This window comes from Stenotrophomonas genospecies 3 (assembly GCF_054473855.1).
Genome location: NZ_JBTMUR010000012.1, coordinates 65,395 through 88,320, shown reverse-complemented (window position 1 = coordinate 88,320; position 22,926 = coordinate 65,395). Strand labels below are relative to the sequence as shown.

Below are 22,926 nucleotides of genomic sequence, written 5' to 3'. Positions count from 1 at the left end.
CGATTGAGGCAGTAGAGCCACGCCATGCGTGGCTGTCTTCGCCAATGTCCGCGCCATCCACGCATGGCGTGGATCTACTGATCAATGCACGGCGCTGTGGTCGGCCGCACCCGGCTGTGCTGCCGGCTGATGCCAGATCCGCTGCCACATCGCGGCCAACCGGCGTCCGACGTCGGCGCGTGCAGCCGGGCTGCTGTAATCCACCCGCACCTGCTCGGGCGTGATCGCCCGCCACTGCCCATCAGCCTGCTCGGCCACCGCGAAGTTGAAGGTGTAGTCCGGTTCCAGCCCCATACGCAGGTCGCTCAGCACCAGCCGGCCGTCCACCACCTGCGCACGCATGAAGCCACGATTGAACCACGTCAGCTGCTGCACCGCCGGGATGGCCTGCGCTTCGCGCAAGGCCTGCACGTTGGATGCGTGGCCTTCGAACCGCATCGGCCCGTGGTCGGCCACCAGCGAGCGGTCGCCCACCACGTAGCCGTTCGGCGTCATTGCCACCACGCGCCACAGCAGGGTGTTGAACGGCATCGGCACCGAGAAGCGCGGCGCATCGCCCAGGCCCATCGCCGCCAGGCTCTGCTGGGCAGCACGGTCGACCTGCGCCTTGGCGATCAGGCCCCAACCCAGGTAGGCACTGCTGACCAGCAACGCCACACCCAGCACCTTGCCAGCCCAGGGGCGGGCGCGACCAAACCAGGCCAGCACGCAGCCCAGCAGCAGCCATACCGTGTAGCCGAGATCGATGATGAAGACACTGGAACCCATGGTCGGGTGTGGGCGCAGCGGCCACCACAGCTGGGTGCCGTAGACGGTGAACGCATCCAGCATGGGATGGGTGACCAGCGCCAGCTGGATCGCCCAGAACCAGCGCACAGGTGACTGGGCGACGCGGCCATTGCCGAAGCGCTTGAACAACCACCAGATCAGTGCCGCCACCCAAGGCAGCACCAGCAGCGAGTGGCTGAAGCTGCGGTGTTCGATCATGTTCGCCACCGGGTCGGCGGCAGTGAAGCCGAGCCACAGGGCGTCGAGGTCCGGCAGGGTGCCGAGCGCGGCACCGGCCAGCAGGGCCGCACGGCGATGTCCGGGCGGGGCGATGGCAGCAGCGACGGTGCCGCCGAGCACGATCTGGGTCAGGGAATCCATGGGCCGATGCTAGCGGCTTGCGGGCGTGCCGTCTTGATGGCACAGCCGCTCGCGCTCCTTTGTAGAGTCGAGCCATGCTCGACTGCTGTACGCGGGGCAGTCTGAGAAGAGCAGTCGAGCATGGCTCGACTCTACAAGAGTGGGTCAAGCCGCTTGCTTGATGCGCGCGCCCGGCAGTTCCACCAGGGTCTGGCCATTGTGGTCGAGCAGGCGCAGCGCGCCATCATGGTCTTCGGCCAGCGCGGTCAGGCTCTCCACCCAGTCGCCGTCGTTGGCATAGACCAGGCCATCGCGCTCGATCAGCGCGGCGCGGTGGATGTGGCCACAGACGATGCCATCCAGTCCGCGCCGCCGCACGTCGTCCAGCCCGGCCTGCACGAAGCGCTCGATATAGCGTTCGGCCGCGCCGCTGCGCTTCTTCAGGAACTCCGACAGCGACCAGTAGCGCATCCCCAGCCGCCGCCGCACCGCGTTCAACGCCTGGTTGCCGGTCAGGATGCGGTAGTACAGCCAGTCGCCGAACTTTTCCTGCAGGCCACCGAAGTGGGTCACGCCGTCGTACTCGTCCCCATGCGCAACGAGCAGGCGACGGCCATCGGCGGTCACATGGATGGCGCGGCGGCGCACCTGCATCGCTGGGAGCATCAGCCCGCACACGTGGCGCAGTGACGCGTCATGGTTGCCGGGGATGTAGACGATCTCGGTCCCGGCACGGCGCAGCGCGTGCAGGGCCTGGATGACTTCGCTGTGCGACTGGCGCCAGTTGGCGCGGCGATGCGCCATCCACCACAGGTCGATGATGTCGCCCACCAGGTACAACCGTTCGCAGCGCAGCTGCGAGAGGAACCTCGCCAGCTCGGTGGCATGGCAATGACGTGACCCCAGGTGCACGTCGGAGACGAACACTGCGCGCCGGTGCGGCGACAGGTTCGCCAGCGCGCTCATGCCGGCGTCCCCGCATCGCGCAGGTAGCGTTTGCGCTTGTTCGGCCTGATCGCGCACAGGTCCACTTCAATCAGGCCGTCGATCGAATCACTGAAGTCCGGGTCGACACCGAAGGCAAGGAAACGGGCGCCACCGGGTTCGCACAGATCGGTGTACTGGCGATACAGCGTCGGCACGCCAGTGCCGAGTGCGGCCAGGTTGGCCTTGAGCACATCGAACGCGGCACCTGCATCCAGCTCGCCGAAACTTGGCGGCGCGGCGAAGTACTGGAACGGGCGGTTCGATTCGGCCAGGCCGGCGGTACCGCTGTAGTAGCGCTGGTAGTACGCCACCAGCTGCTCGCGTGCATCGCGTGGCAGCGCTGCGCTGATCGACACGGCGCCGAACAGGTAGCGGATGCCGGGCCGGCACTGCAGGTAGGCGCCGATGCCCTGCCACAGGTAGTCCAGGCTGCGGCTGCCCCAGTAATCAGGCACCACGAAGCTGCGGCCCAGTTCCAGGCCTTCGGCGATGTGGGTGATGGCATCGTCGGAATAGCGGAACAGCGACGCGCTGTAGAGCCCGGACAGGCCGTGCCGGGCCAGCGCGTGGGCACCACGCATGATCCGGTAGGCGCCGGCGATGCGCTGCGCGGCCGCGTCCCAGATCACGATGTGTTCGTACCGCGGATCGTAATCGTCCAGATCGCGGCTGCGCCCGGTGCCCTCGCCTACCTGGCGGAAGGTCAGCTCGCGCAGACGCCCCAGCTCCAGCAGCAGCGGCGAATCGGCGGTACAGGTCGCCAGCAGGATCTGCTTGCCGTCGGCGGTCTGGCCCAGCTGGGTCGCCGCGGCGATGCCTGCGGCCACCTGTGAAGGCGGCACCGGGGACGCCAGCGGCTCGGGGCCTGCTACAGCGGCTGCATCGCCCGCCGCCCCATTACGGCCCAGCGCATACAGCGCGCGGCGCACCGCCAGCAGCTGTGCGCCCGGGTCGCCGCCCTTGCCCAGCTGCATCGGCTCACCGATGCTCAGCCGCAGCGGACGGCCACGACGGGTGAACATCTCGCGCGCCAGCAGCGCGGTGCCCGCCGGCTTGAACAGGGTCGAGGCGCCGTAGAACAGCGCCGAGTTACGCGCCTCCACACGCACCGGCAGCACCGGCGCGCCAGCGGCACGGGCAAAGCGGACGAAACCGCGCTGCCAGCGACCATCACGGATGCCGCGCAGCGACAGCCGCGAGACCTCGCCGGCCGGGAACACGATCACGCACTGCTCGGCGGCCAGCGCCTCTTCGACGGCATGCAGGCTGCCACGCTGGGCCTTGCCACCGAGGATGCGTACCGGCAGCAGCAGGTCCTGCAGTGGCGCAATTGCCCCCAACAGGTCGTTGGCCACGATCCGCACGTCACGGCGGATGCGGCCGACCGCGTCCAGCAGGGCGAGGGCATCCAGTGCCCCGGAGGGATGGTTGGCGACGATCAGCAGGCGGCCGGTGGCCGGGATCCTGGCCAGCGCGGCCGGGTCCACCTGGTACTGGCCGTCGATGAACTCCAGGCCGGCGGCGACGAAGCCGAAGCCACGCAGGCCTGAGCTGCGCTGCAGGAAGGCTTCGATCTGGTCCAACCGCGACCAGCGACCGACGCTGCGCAGCAACGGCCGCGCCAGTTGGCCCCGGCGGCCATGGAACCAATCGGGGAAGCGTTGCTGGAGACGCTGTTCAAGTTCCTGCATGGCGGATCCACTCATGCCCGGCGGCCGGATTGGCCGACAGCCTGCGCCCGGCAGGCGGCAGCCAGATGGCGGTTTTTGGGCAGAACGATGACGGCCGCACAGCCGCTGCCGGGCGTTGTGGCCCGCGCAGTCGGGGCCGGTAGGCGCCCGCTGCGTTGTCACGCTGGTGGAACACTGGGCCTCGAGGCTGAGCCCCAATCCCGGCCGGACGGCCCCTGCCGGGCCTACGCGGGCTTAACCACCGGCAACCGGTACAGGTTCACAATGCACAGGCGGCGCACCCCGTGTATCATTCGCGCCCATCTTTCCATCCGAATCAAGGGATATTACGCCTGATGTCCAGCTATCTCTTCACCTCCGAGTCGGTCTCCGAAGGCCATCCGGACAAGGTTGCCGACCAGATCTCCGATGCGGTGCTGGACGCGATCCTGACCCAGGACCAGCGCGCCCGCGTGGCCTGCGAGACCATGGTCAAGACCGGTGTTGCCATTGTGGCCGGTGAGATCACCACCAGCGCCTGGATCGACCTGGAAGCGCTGACCCGCAAGGTCATCACGGACATCGGCTACGACAGCTCCGACGTCGGCTTCGACGGCGCCACCTGCGGGGTGCTGAACCTGATCGGCAAGCAGTCGCCGCACATCGCCCAGGGCGTGGACCGCAAGAAGCCGGAAGAAATGGGCGCTGGCGACCAGGGCCTGATGTTCGGCTATGCCACCAACGAGACCGACAGCTACATGCCGGCCGCGATCCACCTGTCGCACCGCCTGGTCGAGCAGCAGGCCAAGATCCGCAAGAAGAAGAACTCGCCGCTGTCGTGGCTGCGCCCGGACGCCAAGAGCCAGGTCACCCTGCGCTATGAAAACGGCGTGGTCTCGGCCATCGACGCCGTGGTCCTGTCGACCCAGCACGCCCCGGGCATCAAGCAGAAGGACCTCATCGAGGCCGTCCGCGAAGAGATCATCAAGCCGGTGCTGCCGGCCAAGTGGCTGCACAAGGGCACCAAGTTCCACATCAACCCGACCGGCAAGTTCGAGATCGGCGGCCCGGTGGGCGACTGCGGCCTGACCGGCCGCAAGATCATCGTCGACACCTACGGCGGCTGGGCCCGTCACGGTGGTGGCGCGTTCTCCGGCAAGGACCCGTCCAAGGTCGATCGTTCGGCGGCCTACGCGGCCCGCTACGTCGCCAAGAACGTGGTTGCCGCCGGCCTGGCCGACCGTTGCGAAGTGCAGGTCTCCTACGCCATCGGCGTGGCTGAGCCGACCTCGATCTCGGTCACCACCTTCGGCACCGGCAAGATCAGCGACGACAAGATCGAGAAGCTGATCCGCAAGCACTTCGACCTGCGCCCGTACGGCATCATCAAGATGCTGGACCTGGTGCACCCGATGTACCAGCAGACCGCCGCCTACGGCCACTTCGGCCGCAAGCCGAAGGAGTTCAGCTACCTCAACGGCGAAGGCGAGACCGTCAACGCCACGGCCTTCTCCTGGGAGAAGACCGACCGCGCCGCCGCCCTGCGCGCCGATGCGAAGCTGAAGTAAGAAACACGAAGGGCCGCTCACGCGGCCCTTCTGCTTCTGGTAGAGCCGGCCGCTGGCCGGCTTTTTCATGGCCTCCGGAAACAATCGCGTGATTGCCGGCCAGCGGCCGGCACAACCGGTTGCCGATACAATCGCCCCATGTCGACCGAACTGAAAACCCACCAGCTGTCCATGACCGTGCTGATGTCGCCGGAGATGGCCAATTTCTCCGGCAAGGTCCACGGCGGCGCCATCCTGCGCCTGCTCGACCAGGTCGCCTACGCCTGCGCCAGCCGTTACGCCGGCAGCTACGTGGTCACCCTGTCGGTGGACCAGGTGATGTTCCGCCAGCCGATTGCGGTGGGCGAGCTGGTCACCTTCCTGGCCTCGGTGAACCATACCGGCACCTCGTCGATGGAGATCGGCATCAAGGTGGTGGCCGAGGACATCCTCAAGCGCAGCGTGCGCCACGCCAACAGCTGCTTCTTCACCATGGTAGCCGTGGATGAGGAAGGCCGGCCGACGCCGGTGCCGCCGTTGCAGCCGGCCACCTCCGACGAGAAGCGCCGCCAGGCCGCCGCACAGATCCGCCGCCAGCTGCGCCAGGAAATGGAGCAGCGCCATCTGGAACTGCTGGCGTCGAACCCGCCGTCGCCGGAAGAATGAGCGTGAACCCGGTAGTGCCGGCCGCTGGCCGGCAACCTCGCGCGTGCTGCCAGACATCATGAGGTTGCCGGCCAGCGGCCGGCACTACCATTTCGAATTCGCCGGGCCACGCCCGGCGGATGCATTTCACCCGGTGTTCTGCACACCCTGCGAAACACCGTTCACGCAGGCCACCAGTGCGCGCAGCAGGTCGTCATCCTCGCGCCCGTTCTCGCGCCAGCGCTGCAGCAGATCCACCTGCAGCACGCTGATCGGATCGACATAGGGATTGCGCAGGCGGATCGAAAGCGACAGCCGCGCATCGTGGTCCAGCAGCGTCTGCTGGTCCATCAATGCCAGCAGCCAGTGCCGGGTCAGTTCCAGTTCGCGCTGTACCTGCGGGAAGAAGCGTCCGTGCAGGTCGCCCGACAACAGCGAGAACTGCTCGGCAATGGTGATATCGCCCTTGGACAGCACCATCGCGATGTCGTCCAGGAAGGTGCGGAAGAACGGCCAGTCACGCGCCATCTCGCGCAGCGTCTGTTCGTGGCCAGCATCCACCGCCGCCTGCAGGCCGCTGCCCACCCCGTACCAGCCGGGAATGACGGCACGCGCCTGGCTCCAGGCGAACACCCACGGAATCGCGCGCAGGTTGCCCAACGCCGCGTCCTGGCCGAGCCGGCGCGACGGACGCGAACCCAGCGTCATCCGCTCGATCACGTCGATCGGCGTGGCCGTGCGGAAGTAGTCCATGAAGCCAGACTGGCCGACGAAGGTGCGGTAGACCTCGCTGCTGGAGCCGGCGACCACATCCATCACCGGCCGCCAGTCATCCTCGCGCGGCTCCGCTGCACGCGGGCGCAGGCTGGCGCGCAGCACGGCACCCGTGGCCTGTTCCAGCGAGCGCAGGGCCAATGCACGGATGCCGTACTTGCGGTGGATCACCTCACCCTGCTCGGTCACCCGCAGTCGGCCATCGATGCTGCCGCGCGGCGAAGCATCCACCGCGTGCGTGGTCTTGCCGCCACCGCGGCTGATCGAACCACCACGGCCATGGAAGAAGGTCAGGCGGATGCCCGCCTCGGCCGCCACTTCCATCAGTTCCACCTGTGCACGTTGCAGGCCCCAGCGTGAGGCAGCGATGCCTCCGTCCTTGCTGCTGTCCGAGTACCCCAGCATCACCATCTGCACGTCATCGCGTGCACGCAGATGCGCACGGTACACCGGGTCGGCCAGCAGGTCGCGCAGGGTCGCGGTGCCACGTTTGAGGTCGTCCACGGTTTCGAACAATGGCGCAATATCCAGCGGCACCGAACCGCCCTCTTCCACCAGGCCGCCACGGCGTGCCAGCGCCAGCACGGCCAGCACGTCACTGCGGTCGTGTGCCATCGAGATGATGTAGCTGCCCAGCGCATCGCCACCATGGCGCGCACGCGCATCGGCCAACGCCGCAAATACCGCATCCAGACGCTGGTTGCCTTCGTCGTCGCCCTTCGGCAACGGCGTGTCACCACTGGCATGCGGCGCCAGCAGGCGCGCACGCCCCACGGCATCGAGACTGTCCCACGCCGTGTCGCCGCCCAGAACGGTGGCCAGCGCGCGCGCGTGCACGCTCGATTCCTGGCGCACGTCCAACCGTGCCAGGTGGAAGCCGAAGGTCTTCACCCGCCACAGCAGGCGCTGTACGGCAAAGCCACCGGCATGCTCACCACGGTTGGCGCGCAGGCTGTCGAGGATCAGCTGCAGATCCTCGATCAGTTCATCAGGACCGGCGTAGGCGCCTTCGCCGTCATCCAGCGTGGCCTGCAGGCGTGCACGCATGCGGTCATTGAGCAGGCGGTACGGCATGTCAGCATGGCGCGGGCGCGACTGCACCTGCGGCAGCAGCTGCTGGTAGTGCGCCACCCGTGCCTGCAGCGCATCGCTCACACCCACCCGCTCGGTGGACTGGCTGAGCAGGCTGGCCAGCTGCAGCAGTTCCTTCTGGTAGCGCGCGAGCACCGCCTGCCGCTGCGCATCCAGCGTATTGCGGATGGTATGGGCATCCACGTTCGGGTTGCCGTCCATGTCGCCGCCCACCCAGGTGCCGAAACGCAGCAGGCGCGGCAGCGGCAGTTCTTCGCCATAGGTATCGCGCAACGCCTGCTGCAGCGATTCGTACAGCACCGGAATCACCCGGTACAGCACCTGCACCAGATAGAAGCCGACGTGCTCGCGTTCGTCATCGACGGTGGGCCGCACCGGCGAAGAATCGGTGGTCTGCCACGACGCGGTGAGCGCCATACGGAAGCGCGCGGCATCGGCGGCGGCCTCGCCCGGCGTGCGCTGGCCGTCGAGATTGTCGACCAGGCTGGCCACCATCAACTGCTCCTTCTCCAGCAGCGCGCGGCGTACCGCTTCGGTCGGGTGTGCGGTGAACACCGGTTCAATGTCGATGCGTGGCAGCCACTGCGCCAGCTCGTCCAGGCCCACACCCTGCGCCTTCAGGTGCTGCAGTGCATCCTGCAGGCCATCGGGCTGCGCCCCTGCGGTACCGGCGCGCTGGTAGTCACGGCGACGGCGGATGCGATGCACGCGCTCGGCGATGTTGACCACCTGGAAGTAGGTGCTGAAGGCCCGCACCATGGTTTCGGCCTGCTGCGGCGTGCGCCCGGCCAGGCCATCGGCCAGCTCCGACAACGGCGCCTGGTTCTCGCGGCGGGCGATGGCGCGGGTGCGCACGTCCTCGACATCGTCGAGGAAGGCGGCGGAGACCTGTTCAACCAGCAGGTCGCCAACCAGCGCGCCGAGCCGGCGCACGTCATCGCGAAGCGGAAGATCGGGGGAAGCAAACTCGATGCTGCTGCGGTACTCGTTCATCGGCGACGCACAGGCCTCGGTCAACGGATCCAGACCCCAAGCCTAAACCAGAACGGGCATCGTGCTGCGATGCAAAAATGGTTTCATCTGGTAGTGCCGGCCGCTGGCCGGCAACCTCAGGTCGCGTGAGTCCATGAGGTTGCCGGCCAGCGGCCGGCACTACCGGGTCACGTCAGCGCTTCTTCTTCGCCTTGCCCTGCTCGGCCGGGCCGATGGTCTGTTCCAGCCAGCGCTCGCTTTCGGCCAGCATGGTCATGATCGACTCGCGTGCACGGTAGGCATGCGATTCGTTCGGCAGCATCACCAGACGCGCGGTGCCACCCAGGCCCTTCACTGCGGCGAACATGCGCTCGCTCTGCATCGGGAACGTGCCGGAGTTGTTGTCGTCCACGCCGTGGATGAAGAGGATCGGATCCTTGATCCTGTCGGCGTAGTTGAACGGCGCCATCTTCTGGTAGACGTCCTGCGCCTGCCAGTAGTTGCGCTCCTCGGCCTGGAAGCCGAACGGCGTGAGCGTGCGGTTGTAGGCGCCGCTGCGCGCGATGCCCGCCTTGAACAGGCGCGTGTGCGCCAGCAGGTTGGCGGTCATGAACGCACCGTAGGAATGGCCACCAATGGCGATGTGATCGCGATCGGTCACGCCACGGCGCACCACTTCATCCACGGCGGCCTGCGCGTTGGCCACCAGCTGTTCGATGTAGGTGTCGTTGGGCTCCTTGTCGCCTTCGCCGATGATCGGCATCGACGGGCTGGCCAGCACCACATACCCCTTGGCCAGGAACGCCTGCGGGCCCCAGTAGCTGACCGCATTGAAGCGGTACGGCGAATCGGTCACCTGGCTGGCCGCAGCCGCACTCTTGAACTCGCCCGGGTAGGCCCACATCAGCAGCGGCCGCGGGCCGTCGCGCTTCGGGTCGTAGCCCGGCGGCAGCAGCAGGGTCGCGGTCAGGTCGACGCCATCCTTGCGCTTGTAGCGGATCTGCTCCTTCTGCACGCCCTTCAACTGCGGCAGCGGATGCGCGAAGTGGGTCAGCGCACGCGGTGCAGCACCGGCATCGGCCAGCGACTGCACGTAGAAGTTGGCCGGCTCATCCGGGCTCTCGCGGCTCAGCAGCAGCGAGCTGGCCTGGTTGTCCAGCAGCGCCACCGGCAGCGCATAGCTCGGCGCCTGCGAGTGGAACAGGCGGGTGGCCTTGCCCGTGGCAACGTCGAAGCGGTCCACGAACGGACGATCGCCTTCCGGCGATGCACCGGCACCGGCCAGATACAGGCTGCTGCCATCGGCGCTGGTCTGCAGCAGCGAGCGCCCGCGGTCGTCGCTGGACAACAGCGGCCGGCCCGGATCGGAATAGCGGTCCTGCCCGTCGCGATCCCACAGCAGGCGCGGCTCGGCTCCGGCATTGTCCGGGGCGATCAACCAGGTTTTGGTCCTGCGGGTCTTCCACCACGATTCGGTCAGCAGGGCCAGGTCACCGCGACCCCAGCTGATGCCGGCCAGGCGGCTGCCAAGCTGGGCCAGGGTGACCGGCGGTTTGTCGAACGGCGCGGCCTGCATCAGCACCGCATCGCGCACCTTGGCCTCCCTGTTCGGGTCGCCGCCGTCCTGCGCTTCGGCCCAGACCAGGGTGGCGTCGGCATCACCACGCCAGCGGATGTCGCGCGCGCCGGTCACTTCGGCGTCGTTGCCGGTCGGCAGCCCTTCCACCAGCGGGCGCACGGCCACGGTGTGCACCAGCTTGCCGCTGGCACGGTCGATCACTTCAATGCGGCGCGGGAAGCTGTCCACCGGCACCACGTAGGAATACGGCCGCTGCACCGGCTGGCGCAGCACGAAGCGGCCATCTGGCGACACCGAGAAGCCCATGAAGATGCCGGCTGCGCCGATCGCGCGGGTACTGCCATCCAGGCTGACTTCCATCGGCTGGGTGGTGGCGTAGTAATCGAACTGGCGCGCGTCGGCCTCGTTCTTCAGCAGGTCCTGGTAGGTACGGATCGACACCACGCCGCCGCCCTGGCTGGTCTGCTGCACGGCTGGGCCGGTCGGAATGCCGTCAGCGGCCGGGGCCGCACCAAGGTTGGCCGGACGGGTGAACACCACCAGGCCGCGGCTGTCCGGCAGCCACTGGTAGCCACTGCCGATCACCGTGTTCAGGCCGGCGACCAGACGACGGGCGCTGCCGCCGGCCACATCCACCAGCCACAGTTCATTGGCGCCGCTGGCGGCGTCGACCTGGTTGAAGGCCAGCCACTTCTGATCCGGCGACCACATCACGCTGGCGATCGACAGCTTGGCCGGCAGGCCGCTGATCTGCCGTTCCTTGCCGTCGGCCACGTTCATCAGCCACAGCTTCTCGCCGAAGCTGAAGCGGCTGTCGGAGAAGGTGCGCGGGTTGATGCGCAGGCCGGCCAGCTTCAGTTCCGGCTGCGCCACCACCTGGATCGACGGCAGCGACGGCATCTGCATCATCGCGGCGACATCGCGGCGTGGCGACAGGTAAAGCGAGGGCGCGCGCGGCGCGTCCACCACCGCCTGCAGCGCCGCCGACGGCAGTTCGTAGCCGTTGACGCCCTGGGCCTGTACCTGGGCGGGCTGCGGGGCCGCGGCCCAGGCCAGCGGAGCCACCGCCAGCAGTCCCATCGACAGGACCAGGCCGGTCCAGCGCCGTGTGCGGCGCGCGTGCATGCTCATCGTTCCACCTGTGTGATGCGTGAAAACACCGACCTTAACAGGCCGTGCACGCGATCCCACCTGCCGATGGTTGGGTCATCCGGATGTCACGCCGAGGCCGCGATATAATGGGGGTTCTCCCCTGCCGAGGGGCGCTGCGACCGGATCCCATGAGGCCCGGCCAGGCTCGGTAAGGTGGCTTTGTAACAACGGCGCCCGGCTAGATGCGAGCACCCGCTCGCCCACAACCGGAGCACACGAATGAACGCTGTTGCCAAGACCTTCTCCACCGAAGGTGATTACAAGATCCGCGACATCACGCTGGCCGACTGGGGCCGCAAGGAACTGGACATCGCCGAGCACGAAATGCCGGGCCTGATGTCGATCCGCCGCAAGTACCAGGCCGAGCTGCCGCTGAAGGGCGTGCGCGTGACCGGCTCGCTGCACATGACCATCCAGACCGCGGTGCTGATCGAGACCCTGAAGGACATCGGTGCCGACGTGCGCTGGGCCTCGTGCAACATCTTCTCGACCCAGGACCACGCCGCTGCCGCCATTGCCGCCACCGGCACCCCGGTGTTCGCCTGGAAGGGCGAAACCCTGGAAGAGTACTGGGACTGCACCCTGGACGCGCTGACCTTCACCCTGGCCGACGGCACCCTGACCGGCCCGGAGCTGGTGGTCGACGACGGTGGTGACGTGACCCTGCTGATCCACAAGGGCTACGAGCTGGAAAACGGCAGCGACTGGGTCAACACCGCCTCTGCCTCGCACGAAGAACAGGTCATCAAGAACCTGCTCAAGCGCGTCGCCACCGAGCGCCCGGGTTACTGGGGCCGCGTGGTCAAGGATTGGAAGGGCGTCTCCGAAGAGACCACCACCGGCGTGCACCGCCTGTACCAGCTGGCCCAGGCCGGCACCCTGCTGATCCCGGCGATCAACGTCAACGACTCGGTCACCAAGAGCAAGTTCGACAACCTGTACGGCTGCCGCGAGTCGCTGGCCGATGGCCTGAAGCGCGCGATGGACGTGATGCTGGCCGGCAAGGTGGCCGTGGTCTGCGGCTACGGCGACGTCGGCAAGGGCTGCGCGGCCTCGCTGCGTGCCTACGGCGCGCGCGTGATCGTCACCGAGATCGACCCGATCTGCGCCTTGCAGGCGGCGATGGAAGGCTATGAAGTCAACACCATCGAATCGACCCTGGGCCGTGCCGACCTGTACGTCACCACCACCGGCAACAAGGACATCATCCGCATCGAGCACCTGAGCGCGATGAAGGACCAGGCCATCGTCTGCAACATCGGCCACTTCGACAACGAGATCCAGGTCGATGCGCTGGTGTCGTTCGCCGGCATCAAGCACGTCAACATCAAGCCGCAGGTGGACAAGTACATCTTCCCGAACGGCAACGCGATCTTCCTGCTGGCCGAAGGCCGCCTGGTGAACCTGGGCTGCGCCACCGGCCACCCGAGCTTCGTGATGTCCAACAGCTTCGCCAACCAGACCCTGGCACAGATCGACCTGTGGGCGAACAAGGACAGCTACGAGAAGAAGGTCTACCTGCTGCCGAAGAAGCTGGACGAAGAAGTGGCCCGCCTGCACCTGGAAAAGATCGGCGTGAAGCTGACCACCCTGAGCCAGGAACAGGCCGACTACATCGGCGTGCCGGTGGAAGGCCCGTTCAAGCCGGACCACTACCGCTACTGATGCCTGCGCGGTGCCGGCCAGCGGCCGGCACTACCGGTGCATGCAACACACGGAACGGGCGCCTTCGGGCGCCCGTTCTGCGTCTGCCTGCAGCCGTACACCACGTATCCACGCATGGCGTGGATCTACTGATCGTCCGGCCCCAGTAGATCCACGCCATGCGTGGATATCCCCCAGCCAACCCACAGTAGATCCACGCCATGCGTGGATGTTCCCCACCGGAGCGGGAACAATAGCCTCGGTCAAGGCAACACCCCTGCCCCGCGCTAGGATGCACCCATGACTCCGGCCATCAACCTGCTCAAGCGCGAGAAGATCGCCCACACCGTGCGCAGCTACGTGCACGACGCGCACGCCGAATCGTATGGGGGCGAAGCCGTCGACAAGCTCGGCCTCGACCCGGCCCAGGTGTTCAAGACCCTGTTGGCCAGCACCGAGACCCACGAACTGCTGGTAGCGATCGTGCCGGTGGCCGGCCAGCTGGACCTGAAGGCGCTGGCCGAAGCGGCCGGCTGCAAGAAGTGCGAGATGGCCGCTGCTGACGCTGCACAGCGCGCGACCGGTTATCTGGTCGGTGGCATCAGCCCGCTCGGGCAGAAGAAGCGCCTGCGCACGTTCCTGGACGCCAGCGCGCAGACATTGCCCAACCTGCATGTCAGCGCCGGGCGCCGCGGCCTCGAGGTGGAACTGGCGCCGACCGACCTGCTGCGATTGACGGCCGGCCACTACGCCGCCATCGGCAAGTCACGCTGATGCGCTGGCCGTGGTCTGCAGCACCGATACCCCGGCTCGACGATGCACAGGCCGATGTGCTGCTGCAGGACCTGTTGTCGCGCGATGCAACGCGCATCACCGATGCCGCGCGTACGGTCGCTCGGCTGTTCAACGCCTCATCGTTGGACGCGCTGGTCGCGCATGTGGATACGATCGAACGCAGCTGCCAAGGCATCGCCCTTGGCGGCATGCTGATCAGCAACCAGGCGCACCTCAAGGCGGCCCTGCAACGGCTGCGCTACTGGCAGGCACGCGAAGGCTGCCTGTGCGCGCTCTACCCATCCTATGTGTTCTTCAGCCCCGAACCGCTGCTGGAACAAGGTCACGTGCAGCTGCGTGCACGGGGCGAAGCGGAGGACGGCTGGGGCGAATGCTACCGGCTGACATGCACCTGCTGCGCGCAGCAATGGAGCGCGACCGAGCGCGAATACCACTACACCTGGTGGGAGTGGAAGCCCGAGCCCGCCCTGCAGACGCCTTAGTTGAGCTTGAACGTGACCGTGCCGCGTATCAGGCTCATGCTTGGTGCCTTGCCTGCCGCTTCACGCTCGTAGCGCCAGTCACGCGCGTGCTTGAGCGCCGCCGCATCGAGCAGCGGGTAGCCGCTGGATCGGGACAGGATGATCGCCTGGGTCTTGCCCTGCGCATCCAGCAGCAGCATCAGCTCGACACCTCCCTGCTGGGCCTCGCGCATGGCGGCCGCAGGATACGTCGGGACCGACGAAAGTCGCCGCTGGTGCCAGCCTCCTTCCCGGGCAATCAACGGCGTGCTGGAAGAGAGTGGGCAACGTGCAGGCATCTGCAGGTCGAAGCCTGCAGCCCCTTGCGAAGGCCGGGTGGTGGCTGGCGCACCACAGGCGATCGCAGACACGCTCTGCAGCAACGACTGCTGACGCGAAAGCGCTGCAGCGTCATCCGCTTCCACATGGAACGTGCAGCGCCCCGACGTTGCCTGCGCCTGCAGTGAACCCACGCCGGCATCACGGATCGGCGTCACGTCGGACAGGGCACCACAGGCGGCGCCTGCATCGTACTTTGCTGCCGAGCCTTCACTTGCGGCCAGCAGACCTGCGGCGACCCATGCAAACGGCATCCAACTGCGAACATCCATCCCTGTGCTCCCTGCGTTGATCCACCCCCATGGTAGCGCCCCGCTGCAATCCTCCCTGTTCACATGCCGACTGTCCGGCCGCAGCGTGGGCTCACGGCCGCCAGTTGGCGTTGTTCTCCCAGAACGCGACGGAGCGCTGGTAAGCCTCGCGATCCAGCGGCACACCGGAACCGCCCTCCTCCACGCCCAGTGCATTGCGCATCATGGTGATTGGTGCCATCGGCACTTCCTCGGGCTCGGAGGTATAGATGCAACCGACAATGCCCCAGTCGGCTTCGATCGGTGAACCCTCCTTCGCCAGCTGCCCGGCGCTGTACAGGATTACCACCAGGTAGTTCGCGCGCGGTGATTCCACGCCCTCGAACCAGCGCACCAGCACCGGCAGTTCCTCGCGGTTGCGCGCCTCATAGCCGCTGCGCAGCTGGTGGCGGTTGGCGTCGGTGACCGGCACCGTCAGGCAGCGCGTGCTGGTCCAGTTCTCGTAGACGAACAGTTTGCAGAACGGCGCGTAGCCGTCGAGCACCTTCAGCGGCGCGTGCGCATTGAGGTGTGCCTCGAACTGCTCGGCAGTGCAATCCTGGATGGTGTTGCCGCGCGGCACGCGCGGGAACAGGCGGGGACGGGCGAAATCGGTGAGGACGATGGACATGGCGTGGCGTGGTCAGGGAATCCGCTGCACAGGGTAACCGCCCCGGCGCCAGGGAGGACGGCATGCCGATGGTCACTGGCATCCCCCGCCCTCTTGCCGCACCCTGCGCGCGACCCACCACAAGGATCGTCGGCTCATGGAAGCAGCACGTGCGTTGCCCCACCCCGTCCGCCGCCGATGGCTGAAGGTGCTGGCCGTCGTCCTGCTGGCACCGCCATTGCTGTTCATCGCCGCCCTGCTCTGGCCGCTGCGTGCACCGCCGCTGCCCGAGGCCGGCGACAACCGGATGATCATCAACGCGCGGGTGGTGGACGTCATGCGCGGCCAAGCCAGTGAACCCACCACGGTCACCATCCGCAACGGCACGATCACCGCCGTCGGCGAAGGCATTGCCGATGCAGCGTTGCCGGTCTTCAACGCCGGCGGCCGCTGGCTGCTGCCCGGCTTCTGGGACATGCACACCCACGCCCTGCAGCTGTCGCCGCAGCTGCAGTTCCCGCTGATGCTGGCCAATGGCATCACCGGCACCCGCGACATGATGGACTGCCCGCAGGCTACCGATCCGCTGATCGCCTGCGTGGCCGACAAGCGCCGCTGGACCGCACAGGCCGTTGCCGGCCAGCAGGTCGCACCGCGCTTCGTGCAGATCGCCAGCTTCTATTTCGAAGATCCAGCGTTGGCGCCGGACACCGCGGCACAGCGTGCGCGCACGTACAGCGCGCGCGGTGTCGACGCGTTGAAGGTCTACAACCGGTTGCGTGCGGATACCTACCAGCGGCTGGCCAGCGAAGCGCGGCACCTGCATCGCCCGCTGGTCGGCCACCTGCCCAGGGCGGTTCCGCTGGAGGACGCGCTTCAGGCAGGCCAGCGCAGTTTCGAGCATGCGCACCTGTTCGTGCGTCATTGCTTCGACAACGCCGCCGCGTGGCGCGGCGGTACGCTGGATGGCGAAGATCCGACCGCACTGGCCGAACGCATGGTCGGTGGCTACCAGCCTTCCGTGTGCAATGAGGCGTTCGGCTTGATGCAGGCCAGCGGCGCCGCGTTCGTACCCACCCATGTCACCCGCGAAGAGGATGCGCGTGCGCGCGACCCCGCCTTCATCAACGATCCGCGTCTGGCCTATCTCGATCCACTTTCGCGCTGGGCATGGCGCGATGATCTGACGGCCACCACCGAACGCTATCCTGGCCTGCGCGGCGAAGACGCGTTGAAGGCGTACTTCGAGCATGGACTGGCCCTCACCGGTGCCGCGCACCGTGCCGGCGTCAGCGTGCTGGTCGGCACCGATACCGGGCTGGGTGGCTTCCGCTATCACGAGGAACTGCAGTGGCTGCGGCAGGCAGGCCTGAGCCAGGCCGACGTGCTGCGCGCGGCAACGCTGCACGCGGCGCGTCATCTGGAGCTGCAGGCATCGCATGGCAGTGTCGAGGTCGGCAAAGCCGCCGACCTGGTATTGCTCGACGGCAACCCGCTGCAGGACACCGCCAACACCCGTCGTGTGCACGCGGTGCTGCTGGCCGGACACCTCTACGACCGCTCGCGGCTGGATGCACTGCTCGCCTACGCCCGCGCGCAGGCACGTTCACCGACGGTGATGGCGCGCCTGCTGTGGGGCTTCATCACCAGCCCGGTCAGTGCCGAGCTGTAGCGGCAACTACAACGCCATCCGCTCGCGCAGTTCACGCGCCTGCCGCCGCGACACCTCCACCTCGCTGCCGTCGTCCAGTGCCAGGTCATAACCATCAGCGATGCTGGGCGTCACGCCTCGGATACGGCGCAGGTTGACCAGCGTGTTGCGGTTGGCACGGAAGAACAGATCCGGCGGCAGACGTGCTTCCAGCGCACTCAGGCTGCGGGTCAGCAACGCGTTCTGGTCGCGGAACCACAGCCGCGTGCAGTTGCCATCCACCACCAGCCGGCGGATCTCCGAGACCGCCACGAACCAGCAGCGCTCACCCTCGCGCACGAACACCTGGTCCTGCGCACCCAGCGTGCTGCGCGGCTCCGGCGTTTCGCCCGCCACCACCTCGCGCTGGCGCGCCCGCTGCAACGCTTCCAGCAAACGCGGTGCCTCGACCGGCTTCACCAGATAGTCCAGCGCGTTGGCCTGGAACGCACGCACCGCGTAGGTGTCATAGGCGGTAACGAACACCACCGCCGGCACCGCCTCCAGCCCGTCCAGCACATCGAAGCCACTGCCGGACGGCATCTGCACATCCAGCAGCACCAGGTCCGGCGCCAGTGTGGCGATCGCCTCGCGCGCGGCCGGCACATCGTCGGCCTCGCCCACGCACTGCACCCACGGCAGCGCCGACAACAGCGTGCGCAGCTCCTGCCGCGCCAGCCGCGCATCATCAACGATCAACACGCGCAGCACGCCATTCATTGCGGAATCTCCAGCAGGGCCCGCATGCGGTCGCCGACCGGCTGCAGGATGAAACGACCTTGCGTACCGAGCTGCGCACGCAGGTAGGCCAGGCCGACGCCATGCCCAGGGGTGGGCTCGTTGGCGCTGCCCAGCGGATTATCCACCTGCAGGCGCAGCACGTCATTGTCCAGCGTGGCACGGATCTGCACCTCGCCGCCGCCGGGGCGGCTGGCGATGCCGTGCTTGATCGCGTTTTCCACCAGCAGCTGTAGTGCCATCGCCGGCAACTGCGCCTGCATGGCATCGGCATCGATCTGCTGCCGCACCTGCAGGCGCTGCTCGAAGTGGATGGCCTCGATGGCCAGATAGTCGTCGACCACCGCCAGTTCCTCGGCCAGCGTGACCTGCTCGCTGCGGTTGTGCGCCAGCGCCTGGCGCAGCGTGCGCGACAGGCGGGTGACCATGTCGCGCGCACGCTCAGGATCTTCCAGGATCAGCGCACGCAGGTTGTTCAGCGCATTGAACATGAAGTGCGGGTTGAGCCGCGCACGCAGCGCATCGCGTTCCAGCGCACTGCGCTCGGCTTCGGCGCGCAGGCGGGCCAGTTCCGCCCCGCGTATCCGGCGCAGGCTGTGCAGGCTTGCCCAAAGCGCTACCCACAGGGCCAGCATCACCGCAGTGGTGTACCAGTAGAGCAGCAGCGCCTTGGGGCTGAAGTCGGCCGTCTGCCGCCCCAGGCTCACCCAGTTCCAGGCCAGCGCCGAGTGCAGCGCGATGTTCACCAGCAGCTGCGCCACTGCCGCGCCCAATGCCACCGACAGCGCCAGCCGCAGCAACAGCCCGGCCGTTCCGCGCGCCCACCAGTCTGCACGCAGCGCCAGCGCGCGGATGGCACCGCTGCATCCGAACAGGGCCAACGCCAGGCCCAGCGTGATCAACACGCCTGCGCTTCCGGCATCGCTGAAATAGGCTTGGCGCAGGCCGATTCCGGCAACGCCATAGAGCGCCCATACCAGCGCATTGAGCAGCCAGAAGCGTACCGTCGAGGAGGAATCCGGCATGTCCATTCCGAGGCGTGTTGAAACTCAGTGGTGGCGGTCGAGGAAGGCCTGCACCTGTTCCTGCAACCAGCGCGGATCATCCCACATCAGGAAGTGGAAACCCTGCGCGCTCATCGCGATCTGTACGCCCTGCAGTTTCGCGTACTGGGCCTGGAACACCGCCCGGGTGCCGGCCTCGGTGCCGCCCATCGGCTGGTAGCCGGCCCAGCTGCCCAGCACCAGCGTCGGTGCGGTGATCGAGGCAATGCTGTCACGCAGGTCAGTGGTCATCACCGCATGCATGGCATCGGCCGTGGTCTGGCGATCGCTGTCTTCGCCCCAGCGGCCCAGTTCAGCCTGGCGCTGCGGATCGCGGGTCATCCCCGGCAGGCCCGCCTTCAACTGCGCCTGCCATTGCGCGGCGTCGGCGGCCAGCATGCCCTTGCGCAGCTGGTCGGCCACCGGCCGCACGCTGTCAGCGGTGGCCTTCGGGTCACGCGCGGCCGGCAGGAATGGCAGGGCGTCAACCACCACCAACGCGCTGACCGCCTTCGGCTCGGCCTGCGCCATCTGCAGGCCCAGCAGGCCACCGAGGCTGTGGCCAACCACCACCACCGGCCCCAGATGCTGGTCATGCAGGTAGGCCAGCAGCTGCCCGCGCATCGCCGGCAGGAACTCGACCGGGCGCGGATCGGCCGCGAGCGCACCGGCAAAGCCGGGCAGCTGCACCAGATGGCACTGCACATCCTTCAGGGCCAGGCAGGTCTCGCGCCACACCTCGGCGCTGCTGTTGAGGCCGGGAATCATCAGCAGCGGGCGGCCCTTGCCGACCACCTCGACCTGCACCTTGCCCGCCGCCGGGGCGCTGGCGGCGTGCGCCAAGCCGGAGCCGAGCACGGCCATCGCCATACCGATCATCGCCAGCCGGGCCAGGGCCTTCATTGCATACCAGAGTGCCAGGAAGATCTTCATCGTCTGCTCCTTCGTCAGGTGGGTGGTGCCGGGATGGGCTCAGCGTGCCGCCGGCCATGGCACCCGGGGGGCGATTTCGGAGCAGCGGCCGATCGCCGGGGCGAACGGTCGCAGGCGGCTGACGATATACGCCCGCAGAAATTGACAACATCCATCTTGATGAAGCGATATACTAATCCACACCCGCCGCTGCCGCCCGTGCCATGACCGCCATCAGCTTCGAGTTCTATCCGCCCAAGACCGACGAACAGCGCAGCCAGCTGGACCGCGCCGCGGCCAGACTGAAGGACTACGGTCCCGAGTACGTGTCGTGTACCTTCGGCGCCGGTGGCTCGACCCTGAGCTATACCTCCGAGACCGTGCGCCACCTCAACCAGCACCATGGCTTCGATGCCGCACCGCATCTGTCCTGCGTCGGCGGCACCCGTCAGGAAATCCGCGAGCTGCTCAAGCTGTACCGCGCCATCGGCTGCCGCCGCCTGGTCGCGCTGCGCGGCGATCTGCCGTCGGGCATGGGTTTCCCCGGTGACATGCGCTATGCCGCCGAACTGATCGACTTCATCCGCGCCGAGCACGGCGATGCGTTCCATATCGAAGTGGGCGCGTACCCGGAAACGCACCCGCAGGCTTCCGACGCACTGGCCGACCTGAAGCATTTCAAGGCCAAGATCGACGCCGGTGCCGATGCGGCGATCACCCAGTACTTCTTCAACCCCGATGCCTACTTCCATTTCGTCGACGAAGTGCGGCGGCTGGGCGTGCAGGTACCGATCACGCCCGGCATCATGCCGATCGCCAACTTCAGCCAGCTTCGCCGCTTCTCCGAACAGTGCGGTGCGGAGATCCCGCGCTGGATCAGCCGCAAGATGCAGGCCTATGGCGATGATGCGGAGTCGGTGCGTGCATTCGGCACTGAAGTGGTGGCCAAGCTGTGCCAGCGCCTGATCGAAGGCGGCGCACCCGGCCTGCACTTCTACACCTTGAACCTGGCCAAGCCGACCACTTCGGTGCTGAAGCTGCTGCAGGGCTGAAAGCACGGCGCGCAAGCGTGATCAGCGCTACCCTGCGAGGATGATCCGGCTTTCCTTCCTGCTGCTGCTGCCGTGCGTTCTGTCGAGCGCCGCCCACGCACAGTCCACACGCCTGAACCGCTGCACCGATGCCCAGGGCCAAAGCGTCTACACCGACCGGCCCTGCGACAGCCTGGGCGCGCGGTCGCGGTTGCCACCGCCTGCGCCCGCCGGCAATACCCTGCAGCGCGACACCCTGGGGGCACGCTGCCCGCGGCGGCTGAGTGAACTGGTGGACGCGCTGCGCATCGGCATCGTCAGCAACGATGTGAATCGGCTGTCCTCACTGTATCTGTGGGGCGCGGTTTCCGATGCGGGCGCGCAGCGCATCCTCGGCCAGCTGGAATCGTTGGCGCGGCGGCCCCTGGTGGACGTGGTGCCGGTGTATCCGTCACAGGCGCTGCCGCAATCGCAGGATGAGGATCAGAGCCCTGCCGCGCTGGGATCCGACCCTGTGGCCTCTGTGGCGCGGCATCCCATCGGCCTGCGCCTGGAGCAGACGTTGCCCGGCAGCGCGTCGCGCGCTTCGACGGTGCTGGGGTTGCGACGGCAATACGGGTGTTTCTGGATCACGCTGTGATCGCGAGCATCCATCCACGCATGGCGTGGATCTACTGCCTCCATCCCACACGGTAGCGCCGGGCCATGCCCGGCGAGCGAAGCAGCCTTACTCCGGCCACAGCGCGCGGATGGCGGCGATGCCCTGCCCACCATGGCGACGCGCTTCGGCGATGTGACCGCGGCCGATACCGCCCAGGGCGTAGATCGGCAGTGACACCTGCGCGCGCAGCTCGGCGAACGCGTTCCAGCCCAGCGGCACGGCATCGGGATGGCTGGCCGTGGCCTGCACCGGGCCCAGCACGGCGAAGTCGCAGCCCAACCGCTGTGCGGCCTGCAGCTGCTGCAGGTCATGGCAGGACGCGGCCACCAGCTGGCCTTCGGGCAGCGGACGCTGCGACAGCTCCAGCAGCTGCTCGCTGCCCAGGTGCACCCCAACGCCCAGTACGCGCGCGCGTTCGATATCGCGGTTGAGCAGCCACTGCACCCCGCTGCGACGATGCGTACGCACGGCCTGTTCGACCATCGCCTGGCGCTGCGGATGCGCCGTCGGCAACCGCAGCTGGATGCGCTGCTGGCCCGCCGCCACCGCGCGCTGCAGCTGCTCATGCCAGTGCTGCACGCCGTCGGCGTCATCGGCCGGCGCCGGGGTGATCAGGTAGCTGTCGGGTTGGCGCAGCGCGGCCACCACCGGCAGATCGGCCGGTGGCATCGAATAGCGACCCAGTTTGTCCGGCGCCACCCAGGTAATGGCCTGGCCCTCGCGGCCACGTGGCGTCCCCTTCCAGCTGCGCACGTGGCGCACTTCCAGGGTCAGGTGCTTGTCCGGGTAGCGCTGCGGCACATCCATCAGCCATTCGCCGACATCGGCTTCGATGCCCAGTTCCTCGCGTAGCTCGCGAACCAACGCCTGTTCGGAGGTCTCGCCGGATTCGCGCTTGCCGCCGGGGAACTCCCACAGGCCGGCCATGTCGCGGTTCTCGGTACGACGGTTGAGCAGCACGCGGCCACGGGCGTCGGTGATGACGGCGGCCACGACGTGGATCGATCGGGTGGGGGGAGCCATGGGGGAAGCATGCCCAGAACAGGGCGGCCCGCGCAATCTCGGATCGGGCCGGATCAGCCCCGCGAAACAGCCGCCATGAAAAAAGAGCCCCGCTTTCGCGGGGC

General features: G+C 67.5%; 19 protein-coding genes and 1 riboswitch. Of the genes, 8 read left to right on the top strand and 11 right to left on the bottom strand.

The genetic code is table 11. From position 1 onward, the window contains the following. Positions 1-81 precede the first annotated feature (81 nt). The 3 genes from ACX9OT_RS16430 to olsF all read right to left on the bottom strand — a co-directional run bounded on the left by ACX9OT_RS16430 (position 82) and on the right by olsF (position 3,806). Positions 82-1,149, bottom strand: coding sequence for a metal-dependent hydrolase (locus ACX9OT_RS16430; RefSeq protein WP_459002904.1), 1,068 nt, complete (start codon positions 1,147-1,149; stop codon positions 82-84). 144 nt (positions 1,150-1,293) lie between these two features. Then, the gene (locus tag ACX9OT_RS16425; RefSeq protein ID WP_049399789.1) at positions 1,294-2,094 is read right to left on the bottom strand and encodes a UDP-2,3-diacylglucosamine diphosphatase; all 801 of its coding nucleotides are present in this window, start codon (positions 2,092-2,094) and stop codon (positions 1,294-1,296) included. Beyond that, complete coding sequence (gene olsF, locus ACX9OT_RS16420) at positions 2,091-3,806, bottom strand: bifunctional ornithine lipid synthase OlsF (protein ID WP_164079793.1); 1,716 nt, start codon at positions 3,804-3,806, stop codon at positions 2,091-2,093. The genes ACX9OT_RS16425 and olsF overlap by 4 nt, the downstream gene beginning before the upstream one ends. A 335-nt stretch (positions 3,807-4,141) precedes the next feature. Here olsF and metK point away from each other — a divergent pair, with 335 nt between their 5' ends. Then, positions 4,142-5,353 (top strand): methionine adenosyltransferase, encoded by a 1,212-nt coding sequence (gene metK / locus ACX9OT_RS16415; RefSeq protein ID WP_010481882.1) that lies wholly within the window; start codon positions 4,142-4,144, stop codon positions 5,351-5,353. A gap of 138 nt (positions 5,354-5,491) precedes the next feature. Next, positions 5,492-5,998 (top strand): acyl-CoA thioesterase, encoded by a 507-nt coding sequence (locus tag ACX9OT_RS16410; RefSeq protein WP_010481883.1) that lies wholly within the window; start codon positions 5,492-5,494, stop codon positions 5,996-5,998. A gap of 126 nt (positions 5,999-6,124) precedes the next feature. Here ACX9OT_RS16410 and ppc read toward each other — a convergent pair whose 3' ends face one another. Continuing rightward, positions 6,125-8,836 (bottom strand): phosphoenolpyruvate carboxylase, encoded by a 2,712-nt coding sequence (ppc, locus tag ACX9OT_RS16405; protein WP_459002980.1) that lies wholly within the window; start codon positions 8,834-8,836, stop codon positions 6,125-6,127. Positions 8,837-9,008: 172 nt separating this feature from the next. Beyond that, on the bottom strand, positions 9,009-11,525 hold the full coding sequence (locus ACX9OT_RS16400; RefSeq protein WP_459002901.1) for a S9 family peptidase: 2,517 nt from the start codon (positions 11,523-11,525) through the stop codon (positions 9,009-9,011). Between the two features lie 120 nt (positions 11,526-11,645). Continuing rightward, positions 11,646-11,729, top strand: a riboswitch (S-adenosyl-L-homocysteine riboswitch). Positions 11,730-11,765: 36 nt separating this feature from the next. Between ACX9OT_RS16400 and ahcY the strand changes: the two genes are divergently transcribed. From ahcY to ACX9OT_RS16385, 3 genes are all read left to right on the top strand, one after another. After that, positions 11,766-13,211, top strand: coding sequence for an adenosylhomocysteinase (ahcY, locus tag ACX9OT_RS16395; RefSeq protein WP_132809220.1), 1,446 nt, complete (start codon positions 11,766-11,768; stop codon positions 13,209-13,211). A 279-nt stretch (positions 13,212-13,490) separates the two neighbouring features. Further along, on the top strand, positions 13,491-13,964 hold the full coding sequence (gene ybaK / locus ACX9OT_RS16390; protein WP_459002899.1) for a Cys-tRNA(Pro) deacylase: 474 nt from the start codon (positions 13,491-13,493) through the stop codon (positions 13,962-13,964). Beyond that, positions 13,964-14,467 (top strand): hypothetical protein, encoded by a 504-nt coding sequence (locus ACX9OT_RS16385; protein ID WP_459002897.1) that lies wholly within the window; start codon positions 13,964-13,966, stop codon positions 14,465-14,467. Before ybaK ends, ACX9OT_RS16385 begins: the two co-directional genes overlap by 1 nt. Here ACX9OT_RS16385 and ACX9OT_RS16380 read toward each other — a convergent pair. Beyond that, complete coding sequence (locus ACX9OT_RS16380; RefSeq protein ID WP_165929921.1) at positions 14,464-15,078, bottom strand: energy transducer TonB; 615 nt, start codon at positions 15,076-15,078, stop codon at positions 14,464-14,466. The genes ACX9OT_RS16385 and ACX9OT_RS16380 overlap by 4 nt on opposite strands. A gap of 109 nt (positions 15,079-15,187) precedes the next feature. Further along, positions 15,188-15,745 (bottom strand): DUF3228 family protein, encoded by a 558-nt coding sequence (locus tag ACX9OT_RS16375; protein WP_049461613.1) that lies wholly within the window; start codon positions 15,743-15,745, stop codon positions 15,188-15,190. Between the two features lie 136 nt (positions 15,746-15,881). On the opposite strand from ACX9OT_RS16375, the gene ACX9OT_RS16370 reads away from it, so the two are divergent. Continuing rightward, positions 15,882-17,396 (top strand): amidohydrolase family protein, encoded by a 1,515-nt coding sequence (locus ACX9OT_RS16370; RefSeq protein WP_459002894.1) that lies wholly within the window; start codon positions 15,882-15,884, stop codon positions 17,394-17,396. A gap of 6 nt (positions 17,397-17,402) precedes the next feature. On the opposite strand, the gene ACX9OT_RS16365 is transcribed toward ACX9OT_RS16370, so the two are convergent. From ACX9OT_RS16365 to ACX9OT_RS16355, 3 genes are read right to left on the bottom strand one after another with little or no spacing between them, the layout of a single operon-like run. Continuing rightward, complete coding sequence (locus tag ACX9OT_RS16365) at positions 17,403-18,134, bottom strand: LytR/AlgR family response regulator transcription factor (RefSeq protein WP_423163756.1); 732 nt, start codon at positions 18,132-18,134, stop codon at positions 17,403-17,405. Beyond that, positions 18,131-19,177, bottom strand: coding sequence for a sensor histidine kinase (locus tag ACX9OT_RS16360; protein WP_279913616.1), 1,047 nt, complete (start codon positions 19,175-19,177; stop codon positions 18,131-18,133). Before ACX9OT_RS16360 ends, ACX9OT_RS16365 begins: the two co-directional genes overlap by 4 nt. A 24-nt stretch (positions 19,178-19,201) precedes the next feature. Beyond that, positions 19,202-20,128, bottom strand: a complete 927-nt coding sequence (locus ACX9OT_RS16355) for an alpha/beta fold hydrolase (protein ID WP_423163753.1) — start codon at positions 20,126-20,128, stop codon at positions 19,202-19,204. A 203-nt stretch (positions 20,129-20,331) separates the two neighbouring features. On the opposite strand from ACX9OT_RS16355, the gene metF reads away from it, so the two are divergent. Then, complete coding sequence (metF, locus tag ACX9OT_RS16350) at positions 20,332-21,159, top strand: methylenetetrahydrofolate reductase [NAD(P)H] (RefSeq protein ID WP_049399801.1); 828 nt, start codon at positions 20,332-20,334, stop codon at positions 21,157-21,159. A 40-nt stretch (positions 21,160-21,199) separates the two neighbouring features. Further along, a complete protein-coding gene (locus ACX9OT_RS16345) occupies positions 21,200-21,778 on the top strand; it encodes a DUF4124 domain-containing protein (protein ID WP_100437885.1) in 579 nt (192 codons plus the stop codon). A gap of 87 nt (positions 21,779-21,865) precedes the next feature. On the opposite strand, the gene ACX9OT_RS16340 is transcribed toward ACX9OT_RS16345, so the two are convergent. Continuing rightward, positions 21,866-22,822 carry a Nudix family hydrolase gene (locus tag ACX9OT_RS16340; RefSeq protein WP_100437884.1) on the bottom strand — a complete coding sequence of 319 codons (957 nt, stop codon included), beginning with the start codon at positions 22,820-22,822 and terminating at the stop codon, positions 21,866-21,868. Positions 22,823-22,926 lie beyond the last annotated feature (104 nt).